The organism is Microcoleus asticus IPMA8 (assembly GCF_013179805.1).
Taxonomy (GTDB): domain Bacteria; phylum Cyanobacteriota; class Cyanobacteriia; order Cyanobacteriales; family Microcoleaceae; genus Microcoleus; species Microcoleus asticus.
This window is the reverse complement of record NZ_SRRZ01000063.1, coordinates 1-15,078: the sequence shown is the minus strand read 5'-3', so window position 1 is coordinate 15,078 and position 15,078 is coordinate 1. Positions and strand designations below refer to the sequence as shown.

Genomic DNA, 15,078 nt, shown 5'->3' with positions numbered 1-15,078 from the left:
GAGCGCACTCCACCCGGAAAAATATTATTTCAAACTAGGATGCAAGAGGCGTTAGTTTTTTATGGAATTTACCATATAATATGGTAAGTATGTTGCAAGCACATTTTTTGAATTTGGTAAGTAAAAGCGTGAAGATAATTTTAGAGTAATTACGGAGGGCAATAAACGATGAATTTAGAGCAAGCAGTTTTAGATAAGTTGCGGGCATTGCCCCCTGAACGACAGCAAGAAGTTTTAGATTTTGCTGAATTTCTTCAACAAAAAACTATGGCTAAACGACCCCTAAAGAGTGCCAAAGGGTTGTGTGCTGACTTAAAAGTAGATATTACGGAAGAAGACATCGCCCAAGCCCGACAAGAAATGTGGGGGAATTTTCCCAGGGAGATTGTTTGATGCCCTCAGTCGTAGCAGATACCCATACCCTAATTTGGTACATTTTTGAACTGCCAAGATTGTCGCCAGCAGCATTAACAGCATTAGAACAAGCGGTTAATGAGGGAAATTTTATCTACTTTTCCGCAATTACAATTGTAGAAATTTCTTACTTGATTGAGCGAGGGCGTTTGGCAGCGGAGGTGCTGACACGAGTTTTAAATGCTGCAGACGATCCAAATGTGGGGATTATGTTAGCACCTTTGGATCGCAATATCTCGGCAACTATTCAACAAATTGACAGGGCAACGGTTCCTGATATGCCAGACAGGATTATTGCCGCCACTGCTTTATCTTTGAGTCTTCCGTTAGTCACCCGCGACGCAAAAATTCAAGCGTTAACTACTATTCAAACAATTTGGTGAGTATGACAGGAAACTTTATTCGTTCCCTACAGTAATACCTTCGGGTGCGTCGCTCCCGGTAGCTATTTCAACTAGCAGGAAAATCTCACAGCGACGCACCATACAAATAGCAATATTGTGTCACCACACTTCGTTCCCCACAGCAACTCCACTGTCAATCTCATTATGAATATTCTCAGGCGCGATCGCCTCAACCAAATCCTCAAGGGAATAACGCCGACGAGTTACGGGTTCGATAATTTGCTCAGCGTCAATAGAGGCATCTATTTTTTGAGAGTGGCCCGCGTAAAAAGCGAGAACATCGTTCACTTGAGCTTCATTTAAATCATACTCAGTGGCAATTTTGTTTGGCGAAAAACCCCATTTATGGGCTGCAATGACTACTGTTTGCACCCGCAAACGATTGCCGCGCAAAACGGGGACGAATTCGCCGCTAGCGCCGCGCACATAGGTAATTTCAGGAAAAGTGCGATCGTCATTCCGCTGGTTGAGGGTAGCGACTTTTTCGGCTACAGCCCAGAGGATAAACCAATAGAGGGAAATGCCTTGGAGTGTCGCCAATTTTTCAGCTTCTTGCTGTAGCTGAACGGGTAAGTTTAAGGTGTGGGATGTCAGCGTGAATGGCAGTCAGTGGGGTTCGTAGTTTATGACTAACAATGGAGATAAATTATGGATATTAATACGATCATTGTGCTTAAGCTTATAATTTAATTCAGCTATAGCCAGCCACAGCCAGGAGAACAACTATGTTTCGCAACACGAACTTACAAACAAAGCTAATTACCGCTTTTATATTGATGGGGTTGCTCGTCTTCGTGTTTGCTGGGGTAGGGTGGAGCGGGGTTTCCAGGCTAAGTGTACACATCAATACCCTCGGTGAGGATAGCCTGCCAAGTGTGACTGCATTGTGGAATATCAACGAAGGACAGACTCAAATTCAGGCATCAGAGCGATTACTCTTCGATCCCGAAATGACTAATGCACAAAGGCAAGAGGCATTAGCTAGAATTCAAAATGCCTGGAAACAAATCAACGAAAACTTTCAAAAATACGAAAAGATCCCGAATACCCCAGAGGAAGATAAAAACTACAAAGAATTTCAACAAAATTGGGATGCTTGGAAGAAAGCCCATGAAAAATTGCTGAATATAGAACAAGATTATAACCAAATGGGCATCCGCAATCCCTGGAAAAGGCAGGTTCAGCTAATTAGTCAGGGTAAAGGAAATTCACCAGAAATCGCGGCAGTTAAAACAGCACTGGAACTCCGTACCAAGATGGATGAGTATGGCTCAAGTACAGAGGAGCCTTTATTTAAGAGAGCTACAGATTCAGTTATATCAGTTATAGCCTTAAATCAAGACATTGCAGACAAAACTAAGCAATCAGCCGATCGGGATATAAATCAGATTGGATTCTGGGTTGTTATGGGCATGATTCTAGGTCCGGTGACAGCGATTATTTTGGGAATATTCTTTGTGGTGATCGCCAAGCCCATCGACAAAGCCCTCAAAGGCATTGTCAATATGATAGTCAGTTCTTCCAGCCAAATTGCCGCTACAGTTGAGCAGCAAGAACGGATCGTCAATCAGCAAGCAACGGCGGTGAATGAAACTACTTCCACAATGGATGAATTGGGAGCATCATCGCGCCAATCAGCAGAGCAAGCAGAATCAGCATCTAACAATGCCCGTGCGGTGTTAAACCTAGCGGAGGAAGGAGCCACAGGCGCACGTCAAGTTTTAAACCAGGCGGAAGATGGCAATAAGGTAGTGGAGAAATCTCTAGAGGGAATGTCTGAGTTGAGAGAAAAAGTGGTGGCGATCGCCGCACAGATTATGAAATTGAGCGAGCAGACTACTCAGATTGGCAGCATTACAGGCACTGTAACAGATTTAGCTAATCAGACGAATATGTTAGCTTTGAATGCCTCAGTCGAAGCTGTTCGGGCTGGAGAACACGGTAAAGGATTTGGAGTTGTAGCTAATGAAATTCGCCGGCTGGCAGATCAGAGTAAAAAATCTGCCGAGAAAATTAATACCATTATTACTGATATCCAGAACGCGATCAATTCCACAGTCATTGCTACAGATGAAGGCACGAAAACTGTCAAAGAAGGTATCAAACTTTCTCAAGATACAGCCCAAGCTTTTAAAGAGGTAACACAGTCGATAAATGATATCGTTTTGAAGAATCAGGAAATGACGATAACAGCTATTAACAATATCGTTTTGAAGAATCAACAAATTTACCTCAATGCCATGCAACAAGCATTAGCAGTTCAACAAGTAGTTGAAGCAATGAATACTATCAATTCTGGAGCTAAACAAACTGCTACCGGTATTAATCAAACTAAGATAGGTACTCAACTACTAGACGGTGCGGCTCAAAATCTTAAAGCATTGAGTGCTAAATAGAGAGATTATGGGAGCAGGAATGTACGGAAAAATATTTTTTTTCCCTCTAATTCCTAATCTGTAAAGATAAATTATGGATATTAATACGATCATAGTGCTTAAGCTTATAATTTAATTCAGCTATAGCCAGCCACAGCCAGGAGAACAACTATGTTTCGCAACATGAACTTACAAACAAAACTAATCAGCGCTTTTATATTAATGGGGTTGATCGTCTTCGTGTTTGCTGGGGTAGGGTGGAGCGGGGTTTCCAAGCTAAGTGTACACATCAATACCCTCGGTGAGGATAGCCTGCCAAGTGTGACTGCATTGTGGAATATCAACGAAGGAAAGACTCAAATTCAGGCATCAGAGCAATTACTCTTCGATCCAGAAATGACTAATCCAGAAAGGCAAGAGGCATTAGCTAGAATTCAGAATGCCTGGAAACAAATCAACGAAAACTTTCAAAAATACGAAAAGATCCCGAATACCCCAGAGGAAGATAAAAACTACAAAGAATTTCAACAAAACTGGGATGCTTGGAAGAAAGCCCATGAAAAATTGCTGAATATAGAACAAGACTATAACCAAATTGGCATCCGCAATCCCTGGAAAAGGCAGGTTCAGCTAATTACTCAGGGTAAGGGAAATTCACCAGAAATCGCGACAGTTAAAACAGCACTGGAACTCCGTACCAAAATGGATGAGTATGGCTCAAGTACAGAGGAGCCTTTATTTAAGAGAGCTACAGATTCAATTAAATCAGTTATAGCCTTCAATCAAGAAATTGCAGACAAGACTAAGCAATCAGCCGATCGGGATCTACATCAGACTGGATTCTGGGTTGTTGTGGGGATGATTCTAGGTCCGGTGACAGCGATTATTTTGGGAATATTCTTGAGCATTACGATCGCTAAGCCCATCGACAAAGCCCTCAAAGGCATTGTCAATATGATAGTCAGTTCTTCCAGCCAAATTGCCGCTACAGTTGAGCAGCAAGAACGGATCGTCAATCAGCAAGCAACGGCGGTGAATGAAACTACTTCCACAATGGATGAATTGGGAGCATCATCGCGCCAATCAGCAGAGCAAGCAGAATCAGCGCTGGATAATGCACGTCAAGTTTTAAACCTAGCGGAGGAAGGAGCCACAGGCGCGCGTCAAGTTTTAAACCAGGCGGAGGAAGGAGCCACAGGGGCACGTCAAGTTTTAAACCAGGCGGAAGATGGCAATAAGGTAGTGGAGAAATCTCTAGAAGGAATGTCTGAGTTGAGAGAAAAAGTGGCGACGATCGCCGCACAGATTATGCGATTGAGCGAGCAGACTACTCAGATTGGCAGCATTACAGGCACTGTAACAGATTTAGCTAATCAGACGAATATGTTAGCTTTGAATGCCTCAGTCGAAGCTGTTCGGGCTGGAGAACACGGTAAAGGATTTGGAGTTGTAGCTAATGAAATTCGCCGACTCGCAGATCAGAGCAAAAAATCTGCCGAGAAAATTAATACCATCATTACTGATATCCAGAACGCGATCAATTCCACAGTCATCGCTACAGATGAAGGCACGAAAACTGTCAAAGAAGGTATCAAACTTTCTCAAGATACAGCCCAAGCTTTTAAAGAGGTAACACAGTCGATCAATGATATCGTTTTGAAGAATCAGGAAATGACGATTGTCGCTATCAACAATAGCGTTTTGAAGAATCAACAAATGACTCTCGCTTCTATCAACGATATCGTTTTGAAAAATCAACAAATTTCTCTCAATGCCATGCAACAAGCATTAGCCGTCCAACAAGTAGTTGAAGCAATGAATACTATCAATTCGGGAGCTAAACAAACTGCTAGCGGTATTAATCAAACTAAGGTAGGTACTCAACTACTAAACGATGCAGCTCAAAATCTTAAAGTATTGAGTGCCAAATAGAAAGATTATATCGATTCCGGTTGCACTCCTCACGATTGTTAACAGTTCACTGTGAGTCAAAAAACTGAAAATTGCGCTTATATTTGGTTGCCACTTTACTATTCCGATGAAGCGCAGATTTGATAGGAAACCAGGAATGTACGAGAAAATAATTTTTATTATACTCTAATCTCTAATCTGTATTTTGTATAAGAAGCCAAGTTGCGGGTTATTAGCGATTTCCAGCGATCTATTACGTCACTGAGATTATTCCCATTTTTTTACCCAACAAGATTGTAGTTGTCATTGTTAAGTTTTACAGTACCATAAATAAGCCAAAAAATAGCCCTTTCTCTAAAAAAGCAAAGGGCTATCGACTTTTTAACTCAACTAATTAATGACTGTGCCCGTGCCCGCCATGAGAATGCCCGTGTTCACCATGAGAATGCCCGTGCCCGCCATGAGAATGCCCGTGCCCGCCATGAGAATGACCGTGATCCCCATGAGAATGCCCGTGTTCCCCGTGAGCATGCGCGTGCTCGCGGTGCGCCGCAGCCAAACTCGGATTAACAGCAACCGCAGTTTCACTCAACAACGCTTCAATCTGCGGATTTGCCCACTCGGCCGCCATTTTCAGAAACTCTGGATGGTCGTTAACGCAAGGCAATTTGCGGTAAGTAACTCCTTGACGCTGTTTCTGCAAAGACTCAATAATGTGGTCTACATCTAACAAAGTTTCGTGATTTTCTGTCGCAAATCCGATCGGCATAAAGACGATCGCAGTTGCACCCAAATCGATCAAATTCTTCGCAGCTAATGTCGCATCCGGCTGCGTCCATTCAATCAGCGGCGTGTCGTGATTCAGCCAGCCCACCGAAATCAAAGGATAGCGATACATCAAACGTTCCCGCACGCGATCGTACAAAGCTTGACTTTCCACAATTCCCGAAGTAAAGCCCTTCGCCTTGTGCGGACAACCGTGATTCATCAGCACAATCCCAATCTGAGAAGGCAAATGTGCTACAGCTAAATCGTTCTTAATTTCCTCTTCAACCAAATCCGCCATTAGCTGGATGTAAGCAGGTTCATCGTAAAAAGAAGGAATGTAGCGCTGTCCTTTTACCCAATGTTCTTTGCCGTCAAAGGTTTGCGCTAAAGCTTTATTCACCTGTTCGACTGCAATGCCGCTGGTGAAAACAGAATCAACTACCAACAGCGGATAAATCAGAATTTTGTCAAATCCTTCTGCTTGAATTTGAGGGATTACTTGTTCCGGCAAAAACGGCGCGCAAAAGTTAAAAGCTTTGAATACTTTTACTTTATCGCCCCATTTCTCCTGTAAATTCTTTTCAATCCCGGCGCGCTGCTGTTCAAAAATGGCATTGTGCGGCGAAACGAATTGACCGTGTTGGTGACTCCACTCGTGCAAGTCAAAGATTGCTAAAATCTTCGCCAGAGGCGGATAAATCCAAAGCGGTACTGGCGCAAACTTTGCCGTCAGCAAATTTAAAGCTTGTTCGTTGTAGTTGGCAAAATCGTCGTAGCTTTCGACTTCGCCGTAACCCATCAGCAATACAGCAACCCGATCGTTACTTGCGGGTGCTGCAGATGTTTTTAAATCGATTTTTTCTGGAGAAGCAACCACTTTGTATTCCTCAATTTTATTTATTCTAAGAGATCCAGGCAGGATGAAGGGGGAATCGGAGATTTTTCATTGTTTGCGATCGCACGAGTGACGTGCGCGGGGCTGATTCCCGATTTCTGCGCCCATACTTCCCGGTCAAACCTCTTATTTATCCTAGAAACCGGATTGATGAGCATCAGTCCTAAGTCGGTTTTTTGACCTTGACCCGAAATTTGTAGGGCAGCTAAGCTGGCAGGCCTCTAATTTTCACAATCCTGTTTCTTTAAGCTTTTTTGGGCCGGGCTTCGACGCTGCCGGAAAAGTTAAATCTAAATACAGAACAGCTTAAAACTAGAATCAGCCTTTGCTAAGCTTGACAGGGGATGGGGCAGGGGGGGATAAGTTTCATGTTTTCTTAAGACTCCCTGACCTTGCCTCAGATTAATGCGGTTTGGAGCGTTCCCAGCTTTTAACTTGGGGGGATACTCTTCAAACTTGACTCTATTATAACTTTAACACCCTATCCCCTGGGGTAGTATATGATATAGTAGGCATATGATAAAGTTATGTTGCGAACTATATTAACTTTCTTGACGAACTATGAGACTGGTAATTTGCCCCGGAGTCCACGAACCAAAGCTAACCGACTGTTTCCTGGCGGGACTTTCGGGGCTTTGGGGACTGGCAGCCGATCGCCAAAACCAGCAAATAGTCGATCGTGTCAAGATTTTTCCCGCTCATAAATATCCGCCTTTTTCAGCTTTTGACATATTGCACTTTTTGTACAGCCAAGAGTTAGCAGGAGAAAGCCTAGTATTTGTCAGCTTTTCGGCAGGAGTAGCCGGGGCGATGGGGGCGGCTTGGATGTGGCAGCAACTCGGTGGCAAAGTCGGGGCTTTTTTTGCCTTAGACGGTTGGGGAGTACCTCTTGCGGGCAATTTTCCCATCCACCGAATCAGCCACGATCGCTTTACGCACTGGAGTTCGGCAATTCTCGGCAGCGGTGGAGAGAGCTTTTATGCAGATCCGCCGATCGAACATTTGGATTTATGGCGAGCTCCCCAAACGGCAAAAGGCTGGCACGTCAGCCAAACCGCCGCGGGCATTGAGACTATCGCACCCACAACCGCAGCAAAATTTTTAGTCCATCTATTGAAACAATACGGAGTCCAATCAGTTGTTTAATCTAAATTTAGTATCCTCAGCGATCGCACCTATTGCCACCATCGCCCGCCTCGACAATTCTGTCACTTCCGGCACAACAAACAGCCTCAAACAGTGGTTAATATTTAGCGCCTCAGCATTTTTAGTTTCAATTCCAGTATTCGTGCAAGCACCCTTAGTGCGTTTATATCCAACCATCAGTTTGCTATCAACTATCCCCTGGTTCGTACTTAGTTTAATCCTCATTTTCCGCTCCAAAACACAACTTTGGGGAGATTTATTATTAGGATTTGCCGGATGCTGGCTGGCAGGTTCTATCTATTGGGGCTGGTTCAGATGGGAACCTATTTTACATCTACCTATAGAAGCAATTGGCTTGCCTTTTGCTATTTGGTGCTTGGGCAAATCTTGGGGGAAAGTTGGCAGCTATTTTTATTTAGGTTCTTTATTGGGTACTGCCATTACTGATTTATATTTTTACTTAACTGGGTTGATGCCCTACTGGCGCCAAGTGATGCACGCGGAACCGGAATTAGCAATGCCGATTTTTCAAAGTGCGATCGGTCAAATCGAAACTCCTTGGGGCATAGGTTGCGCTCTAGTTTTAATCGCTGTGTTGCTAACAGTCGGTTTGCTGAGTTTGCGCGGCACGCACCTGCACTGGCGCGCGTTTAGCGGAGCGGTGTTAAGCACGCTTTTGGTAGATGGTTTATTTTGGCTGGCTGCTTCTGCGGCTTAAGATTTATGATTGGTTCTTATGTTGGTAATTTTTGACCGCAGATGTGGGCGGATTGACGCAGATTAACGCAGCTTTTTTGAGAGATCTAGTCTTGAGATTCCCGATTTATTAAAGAAGTCGGGAATTTGGGTATTTAGTGAACAATTATGAGTTAAAATCTAAAATCTAAAATCTAAAATCCCAAATCAAGATCATGTCTCTCATTTCAATTCGCGGTGTAGAACATTATTACGAGTGGATAACGGCAGATAACAGTGCCCAACCCAGCGGCAAACCAGTGATGGTATTTATGCACGGCTGGGCGGGATCAGCGCGCTACTGGGAAAGCACGGCACGGGCTATTGCGGATGATTTTGATTGTTTGCTCTACGATATGAGAGGTTTTGGTCGATCGCCCTTGCCAAAAGAGCCTCCTGAGTCCAGCTACGAACTCGAAACCTACGCCCGCGACTTAGCTGCATTATTAGAATCTCTGAATTTAAGTCGCGTCTTTCTCAATGCTCACTCTACAGGTGCATCAATTGCTACTTTATTTCTCAATCTTTATCCCGAAAAAGTAGAAAAAGCAATTCTCACTTGCAGCGGGATTTTTGAATACGATGAGAAATCCTTTACAACCTTTCACAAATTCGGCGGCTATGTGGTAAAATTTAGGCCATCTTGGTTGGCATCGATCCCGTTTGCCGATCGGCTATTTATGGCCCGGTTTTTGCGCCGTTCGCTTCCCACAGAGGTCAGTCTGGCGTTTCTCAAGGATTTTTTAATGGCAGACGAGCAAGCTGCTATAGGTACAATGGTGACGGCTGTTAGCAAAAGAGCAGCCGAGGAAATGCCCCAAGAATTTGCGCGGCTGAGTGTTCCCACACTGCTTGTGGCCGGAGAATTTGACCAAATTATCCCTGCCATCATGGGAGAGCAAGCGGCCTCCCTCAGCAAAAAAGTAGAATTTGTTATAATTCCCAATACGGCTCACTTTCCGATGCTGGAGGATGCAGCAACATACTTGCAGCGAATTCGAGACTTTTTGCCAGCAGCGGCTTAGCTGAGTTATTGTTCATCTAATGTACGATCGGACAAGCAAGCTTTGACCCCGCCCAAAAACGGATACTTGCCAACAACAGGAGTTGCCAGCAGCCTAAAATTTTAGACTCTTGTTCAAGCTCCCAGATTCATCTGTGGAGTAAATCTCAAATCGTTCGACTGAGCGCTCGACGGCTCGACTGAGCGATAACCCAACGTCTCGCCGAACGTGTCACGCCGAAGTCTGAAATCTCAAATCGACTGACAGTGGCTTTTGCTCTGATCTTAATTTTTAATTCCTAATTTCTTAAAGCGAAAGGTGGTACAATGAACGACCTCGACCAATACTATAAAGTGCTGGAACTGTTGCCGGGAGCTTCCAGAGAAGAAATTAGCCAAGCCTACAAGGATTTAGCGTTCATTTGGCACCCCGATCGCATCCCCAAAGACAATCCCCGACTACTACAGAAAGCTGAAGAAAAGATTAAGGAAATTAATCAAGCTCGCGAACAATTGCGATCGATTCAACCAAGAGGTCAGAATCAGAACGTTCAGCAAAAACATACTCAGCACAGAAACACGCAGCAACAAAATACTCAGTACAGAAACACTCAGTACCAAAACACTCAGCCACAAAACACTCAGCCACAAAACACTCAGCCACAAAACACTCAGTACCAAAACAATCAGTACCAAAACAATCAGTACAGAAATACTCAGTATCCAAACACCCAACACCAAAACACCCAGCCACCGCCGGCAAGCCCAAAAGAACCCCACTACTCTTCTGAAACCTCTCCAGGAAAATATGCTGGCAATTATGCTGGAAATCCTTCAGGGCCTTATTCAGATGCGTCCCGCTACCAATCGCCCCCGCAGCAGCCATCTCAGTCTTACCGCCAAGCTGCGCCGCAAGCTCCCGATTTGAGCGGTTCCAACTTCCAAGGAGCTTCCTTAAAAGAAAAGGATTTTTCAGGGAGAAACTTGAGCAATGCAAACCTGAGTGAAGCCGACTTAAGCGATGCTTTTCTACACAACGTCAATCTCACAGGCGCGAATTTGCACAAAGCAAACTTGTTCAGGGCTAATTTGTTAGGGGCTTGTTTGATCAATGCCAACTTGAGAGAAACCAACTTAATTGGAGCAGATTTGAGCGGTGCAGACTTGAGCGGTGCGGACTTAACAGGAGCGAAAATCGGTTACGGCGATCGAGTTATGGTAAAACTCACTCGAACTACATTAACAGGTACAATCTTACCCGACGGTACGGTTCACAGCTAAACGATTTAGTTTGTAGTCAGTTGCTGTAGGCCCGGGTTTTACCCGAAATATTGGCTGCAACCAAAAAAACACAAAAATCCGCCCTTCGTCGCGAATTTTGGATCAAAACTTATATTATGTCCGCTAGAACAACCGCAATCAAATTGGTTGGTAGTGAGGACGTTCGTCGTCTGAATTTTATCAGGACTTGCATTCCTCGATGCGCACCCATAGCGGTGAAATTACTTGAGATGATATTACCAGTTCGCGATCGCACAAACCGAGTTTTTTTATCCGGTTCAAGGACTGCAACGAAGTCTTCTGGTTCATCAAAGCCCGTGTCTGCCTCCAACACGGTTAATAGAGCTTCATATTACAGCAACCGCCAAACGCATCCTCTTTTTTCCTTCTTCTTTCTTCCTTCTTCTTTCCGTTATTAATTACTTCCGGCACGGCGAGCGCGTAACTTTTTTCCAACAGCCAGCATAGCACCTCCGGCCATCAAACCCCCCACAGTCATCGGTTCTGGAACCGGTTCAGGTTGAACCGTCCCCACAGAACCGCCTTTAATAAATACAGCAGAATCTAAATTGCCATCGCCCACATCTTTAATGCGGATGCTGAGAACATTCGTCTGATTTTTCTTGAGCAAACCCTCAAAACCTAAAACTTTAGTAAAGCCATCCAGCTTAACGATGTTAGCAGCAATACCTGTCAAACTTGGGTTGTCAATATAGTCTGGGTGATCTTTAGAGCGATTATTTGGATCGGGAACAAGATTATTAATCGTAACTGTTTTTCCGTCGCTCAATTTCGCCAAATTAGTGCCGTTCAGTAGCAGTTCAAAATCGTCATTAAATTCAGAACCGCCGAACTCAGGAAACTCCTCCGAAGCAAATACATATTCAAAGAACAACTTTTCAACCGTGCTATTAGCAAAAAAGCTGAGGTTTAGCTCGGTAAAATCCCCCTTTTCACCTTTAGCGCCAAAGTCCGTGTTTAAATCGCTGCCGTTGGTCAGCACGACGACGTTATCTTTCCGATTCTGACCGGGTAGATCGGCGACTTTACCAGTGCTGAGAACAACACCTGATGTCAAACCGAAGGGGTCATTAGTAAAAGTACCAAAAGCAGCCGAATTACCCATTATTGAAACAGAGAAATTACTCAATCCCACTGTATTAGCCCCCAACAAATTATTTTTCAAAGTCTCAATGTTATTAGTTGCCCCTACCGAAAATGCCATTGCTGGTGCTGTCCACAAGCTCATAGCAGTAGTTAACGTAGCAGTTAAGGCAGAAATTTTGTGAGTAATTATCATAAGTTTTTCCGTAAAAATACAAACATGATTTTATGCTTAACTTGATTTTTACATTATTTAGCTATCAATGTCTAGTGCCTTTACAATAACTTTACATCTAAGTAAATTTACGCTTTTTGAAATTCAGTTTTTTGATAATTGCTGGCAGTTAGTCAACACATAAACCTCACTGCAAAAATACGCATGGAAAAACACACGTACACAAACTAATAATTTTAGGACTTATGCACTGGAAACCAAAGAAACCGGATTTTGATACCGTTTGCGATCGCCAAAATGACTAATGACTAATGACTAATGGCTAATGACTAATGACTAATGACTCCGCCCAAAAACGCATACAAGCCCCAGACTCCTGTCGTGGAGAGATCGTAATTTTCGACCTAGTTCAAGCTCGCAGATTCATCTGTGGAGTAAATCTAAAATCGTTCGATTGAGCGCGGCTCGACGCCTCGCCGAAGTCTAAAATCAAAAATCTCTAATCGACTGACTGATTACTAAAACCCCCTTGCTTCTCCTTCCCCGCGCCGATCGGCAGCCCCTTCCAACCAACCATCCCCAGTCAGGACGATCGCATTGGCATTGCCCCAGCCGTCGCTTTCCACAATCAGGTGTCCCCGCCGCCGCAACTCCGAAAGCGTCGCAGTCTCAAAACCTCCCCGTTCCACCATCAGGCGATCCGGTTGCCACTGGTGGTGTACGCGAGGTGCAGACACAGCATCGCCGACATTCATGTCGTAAACCAATACGTTCAGTACAATTTGCAGCACCGTGGTAATAATCGTGCTGCCTCCGGGAGCCCCAGCAGCCAGACGGAATTTGCCATTTTCGGTCACGATGACCGGCGTCATGCTGGATAAAGGAGTCTTCCCCGGGGCGATCGAATTTGCCTCCCCGCCCACCAAACCAAACAAATTCGGCACTCCAGTCGCTGCGGCAAAATCATCCATCTCGTTGTTGAGCAAAATTCCCGTACCCGCAGCTACGACTCCAGCCCCAAAACCCCCATTCACCGTAAACGTTAAGCTTACTACATTGCGCTCTTTGTCAACTACCGTCAGGTGGGTAGTTTCCGGAGACTCCCACAGCAGACGGTTCAAAGTTTCAGCGTCAACAGCTTTTATCTCGCTAGAGGGTCTGGCTTTTGACATTTGGATTTGCGATCGTCTCAATTTGGCATAATTGCTGCTAGTCAGAGCTTTGACCGGTACACTCACAAAATCCGGGTCGCCCAAATACTCAGCCCTGTCAGCATAAGCAATCTTCATGCTCTCCGCCAGTAAATGTAGGGTATCTGGACTTTGCCTCCCCAACCTCTTGAGATCGGTATCTCCCAGAATATTTAAGATTTGCAACAAATGAACGCCGCCGGAAGAAGGAGGCGACATCGCGCAAATTTCGTAAGCCCGAAAGTTGCCACAAACTGGATTTCGCCAAATCGGCGTATAGTTTTTCAAATCTTCGAGAGTGATAATGCCGCCATTTTTAGCCATGTCGGCGGTGATCGCCCGCGCAATGTCCCCGCTATAAAAACTTTGCGGATTTTCAGCAATCTGCCGCAAAGTCCGCGCCAAATCCCGCTGGATCAAAAGCTCACCCGGCTGGTATAAAATGCCACCACTAGTAAAAACCTCCCGCGCCGCCCGGTTTTTTTTGATAGCATCCTGTCGTTGCTGGGTAGCCGCGGTAAACCGCGAACTTACCGGAAAGCCTTTTTCAGCCAGGGCGATCGCCGGCGCCACCACCGCAGCCCAAGGCAACTTACCATACTCCCGCTGCACCGTATAAAGTCCAGCAACAGTGCCCGGAATCCCCGCCGCCAAATGCCCGTCCAGACTTGCCCTTTGGCGCACCTTGCCTTGCTTGTCGAGGTACATATCCCGCGCGGCCCTTCTCGGAGCTCGTTCCCGGAAATCCAGCGCTTGCACAGTCCCCGTTTCGGCCCGCCGCAGCAGCAAAAAACCCCCGCCGCCGATACCCGCCGAAAAAGGCTCCACCACCGAAATAGCCAAAGCCGTAGCAGCCGCCGCATCCACTGCATTGCCCCCTTGTTGCAGCAGGTCCAGCCCCGCAGCGCTCGCCAGAGGGTGAGCCGAAACAGCCATGCCCTGTTTGCTGCGCTGCTGCAAGTTTGGCGGCGGCTGCTGGCAGCCGCCGCAAACCAAGACTGTTAGAAAACAAGTATAAATTTGCACTTTGCTCAAAAACTTTGGCAACATTTTTTACGGGTGATTCGAGAATTTTTTACAGTATAATTTTACACTCATCTTCGCTAATACCGAGCGCTACCCATCTCAACCGCAGATAAATTACCTGTTATGGCAGACGGGGAAACGATATGAGCCTGGGAGGCGATCGCGGTGAAAGAGGAAGAGAGAAATGAGGGACAGCTTATGGCAACTTAATAATTAAACAATTTTGAAAAAGCATTTTTATTGAGAAAATAGTGATTTCAACAAAGCTGATGAATGCAGAAAAAAATTAGTAGATGACACATCAAAAACAATGCATTCAAAATTTTAGGTGACTGCTATTGCAATGCAACACCTAGCAGACGTAGGCGATCCGTATTTTTGCAGTTGTTGGACTGGTGAGTTAATCAATAAAACAGGATTTACCCACTCTTGATAAGTAGGGAACTGCCAAAAAACTTAATATTTTGTAGGTATTGTAGGACTCTGAAAGCGCGGAATATGTATACTAATAGCCAGTTTATGCGTGCAAAACCCGCCTCTCCCCACGTTATGTTTATTTGCTGTAGTTTAGACTAACCAAAGATGAGAACGGTGGCCAAAGAAGAACTAGAGCCACCGCGGCAGGAGAGAATGAGGGTGAAAAAGAAAACC

Annotated in this window: 12 protein-coding genes; 8 read left to right on the top strand and 4 right to left on the bottom strand. The window is 44.9% G+C overall.

What is annotated here, in order from left to right; translation table 11 throughout:
• The first annotated feature begins 168 nt into the window (after window positions 1-168).
• Window positions 169-393, top strand: a complete 225-nt coding sequence (locus tag E5S67_RS17485) for a DUF2281 domain-containing protein (RefSeq protein ID WP_172189408.1) — start codon at window positions 169-171, stop codon at window positions 391-393.
• Window positions 393-797 carry a type II toxin-antitoxin system VapC family toxin gene (locus tag E5S67_RS17480; protein WP_172189406.1) on the top strand — a complete coding sequence of 135 codons (405 nt, stop codon included), beginning with the start codon at window positions 393-395 and terminating at the stop codon, window positions 795-797. The genes E5S67_RS17485 and E5S67_RS17480 overlap by 1 nt, the downstream gene beginning before the upstream one ends.
• Window positions 798-917: 120 nt before the next feature.
• Here E5S67_RS17480 and E5S67_RS17475 read toward each other — a convergent pair whose 3' ends face one another.
• Window positions 918-1,358, bottom strand: coding sequence for a DUF433 domain-containing protein (locus E5S67_RS17475; protein ID WP_246276837.1), 441 nt, complete (start codon window positions 1,356-1,358; stop codon window positions 918-920).
• 185 nt (window positions 1,359-1,543) lie between these two features.
• Between E5S67_RS17475 and E5S67_RS17470 the strand changes: the two genes are divergently transcribed.
• Window positions 1,544-3,214, top strand: coding sequence for a HAMP domain-containing methyl-accepting chemotaxis protein (locus E5S67_RS17470; protein ID WP_172189404.1), 1,671 nt, complete (start codon window positions 1,544-1,546; stop codon window positions 3,212-3,214).
• A 150-nt stretch (window positions 3,215-3,364) separates the two neighbouring features.
• Complete coding sequence (locus E5S67_RS17465) at window positions 3,365-5,125, top strand: HAMP domain-containing methyl-accepting chemotaxis protein (protein ID WP_172189402.1); 1,761 nt, start codon at window positions 3,365-3,367, stop codon at window positions 5,123-5,125.
• 373 nt (window positions 5,126-5,498) lie between these two features.
• On the opposite strand, the gene E5S67_RS17460 is transcribed toward E5S67_RS17465, so the two are convergent.
• On the bottom strand, window positions 5,499-6,749 hold the full coding sequence (locus tag E5S67_RS17460; RefSeq protein ID WP_172189400.1) for a ferrochelatase: 1,251 nt from the start codon (window positions 6,747-6,749) through the stop codon (window positions 5,499-5,501).
• Between the two features lie 579 nt (window positions 6,750-7,328).
• Between E5S67_RS17460 and E5S67_RS17455 the strand changes: the two genes are divergently transcribed.
• From E5S67_RS17455 to E5S67_RS17440, 4 genes are all read left to right on the top strand, one after another.
• Window positions 7,329-7,913, top strand: a complete 585-nt coding sequence (locus E5S67_RS17455) for a hypothetical protein (protein ID WP_172189398.1) — start codon at window positions 7,329-7,331, stop codon at window positions 7,911-7,913.
• Window positions 7,906-8,631: a DUF3120 domain-containing protein gene (locus E5S67_RS17450; RefSeq protein WP_172189396.1), complete on the top strand. Its 726-nt coding sequence runs from the start codon at window positions 7,906-7,908 to the stop codon at window positions 8,629-8,631. The genes E5S67_RS17455 and E5S67_RS17450 overlap by 8 nt, the downstream gene beginning before the upstream one ends.
• A 193-nt stretch (window positions 8,632-8,824) precedes the next feature.
• Complete coding sequence (locus E5S67_RS17445; RefSeq protein ID WP_172189394.1) at window positions 8,825-9,673, top strand: alpha/beta fold hydrolase; 849 nt, start codon at window positions 8,825-8,827, stop codon at window positions 9,671-9,673.
• 305 nt (window positions 9,674-9,978) lie between these two features.
• Window positions 9,979-10,932: a pentapeptide repeat-containing protein gene (locus E5S67_RS17440; RefSeq protein ID WP_172189392.1), complete on the top strand. Its 954-nt coding sequence runs from the start codon at window positions 9,979-9,981 to the stop codon at window positions 10,930-10,932.
• Between the two features lie 415 nt (window positions 10,933-11,347).
• Here E5S67_RS17440 and E5S67_RS17435 read toward each other — a convergent pair whose 3' ends face one another.
• Together E5S67_RS17435 and ggt are read right to left on the bottom strand one after the other, a co-directional pair.
• Complete coding sequence (locus tag E5S67_RS17435) at window positions 11,348-12,232, bottom strand: choice-of-anchor L family PEP-CTERM protein (protein WP_172189390.1); 885 nt, start codon at window positions 12,230-12,232, stop codon at window positions 11,348-11,350.
• A gap of 497 nt (window positions 12,233-12,729) precedes the next feature.
• Entirely contained in the window at window positions 12,730-14,451 is a 1,722-nt protein-coding gene (gene ggt, locus E5S67_RS17430) for a gamma-glutamyltransferase (protein ID WP_172189388.1), read from the bottom strand.
• Window positions 14,452-15,078 lie beyond the last annotated feature (627 nt).

What these genes read in the sequence shown, in the direction of transcription:
- E5S67_RS17445 (WP_172189394.1), top strand. Translation starts at nt 8,825, where the DNA reads ATGTCTCTCATTTCAATTCGCGGTGTAGAACATTATTACGAGTGGATA.
- ggt (WP_172189388.1), bottom strand. Translation starts at nt 14,451, where the DNA reads ATGTTGCCAAAGTTTTTGAGCAAAGTGCAAATTTATACTTGTTTTCTA.
- E5S67_RS17470 (WP_172189404.1), top strand. Translation starts at nt 1,544, where the DNA reads ATGTTTCGCAACACGAACTTACAAACAAAGCTAATTACCGCTTTTATA.
- E5S67_RS17455 (WP_172189398.1), top strand. Translation starts at nt 7,329, where the DNA reads ATGAGACTGGTAATTTGCCCCGGAGTCCACGAACCAAAGCTAACCGAC.
- E5S67_RS17465 (WP_172189402.1), top strand. Translation starts at nt 3,365, where the DNA reads ATGTTTCGCAACATGAACTTACAAACAAAACTAATCAGCGCTTTTATA.
- E5S67_RS17435 (WP_172189390.1), bottom strand. Translation starts at nt 12,232, where the DNA reads ATGATAATTACTCACAAAATTTCTGCCTTAACTGCTACGTTAACTACT.
- E5S67_RS17480 (WP_172189406.1), top strand. Translation starts at nt 393, where the DNA reads ATGCCCTCAGTCGTAGCAGATACCCATACCCTAATTTGGTACATTTTT.
- E5S67_RS17440 (WP_172189392.1), top strand. Translation starts at nt 9,979, where the DNA reads ATGAACGACCTCGACCAATACTATAAAGTGCTGGAACTGTTGCCGGGA.
- E5S67_RS17485 (WP_172189408.1), top strand. Translation starts at nt 169, where the DNA reads ATGAATTTAGAGCAAGCAGTTTTAGATAAGTTGCGGGCATTGCCCCCT.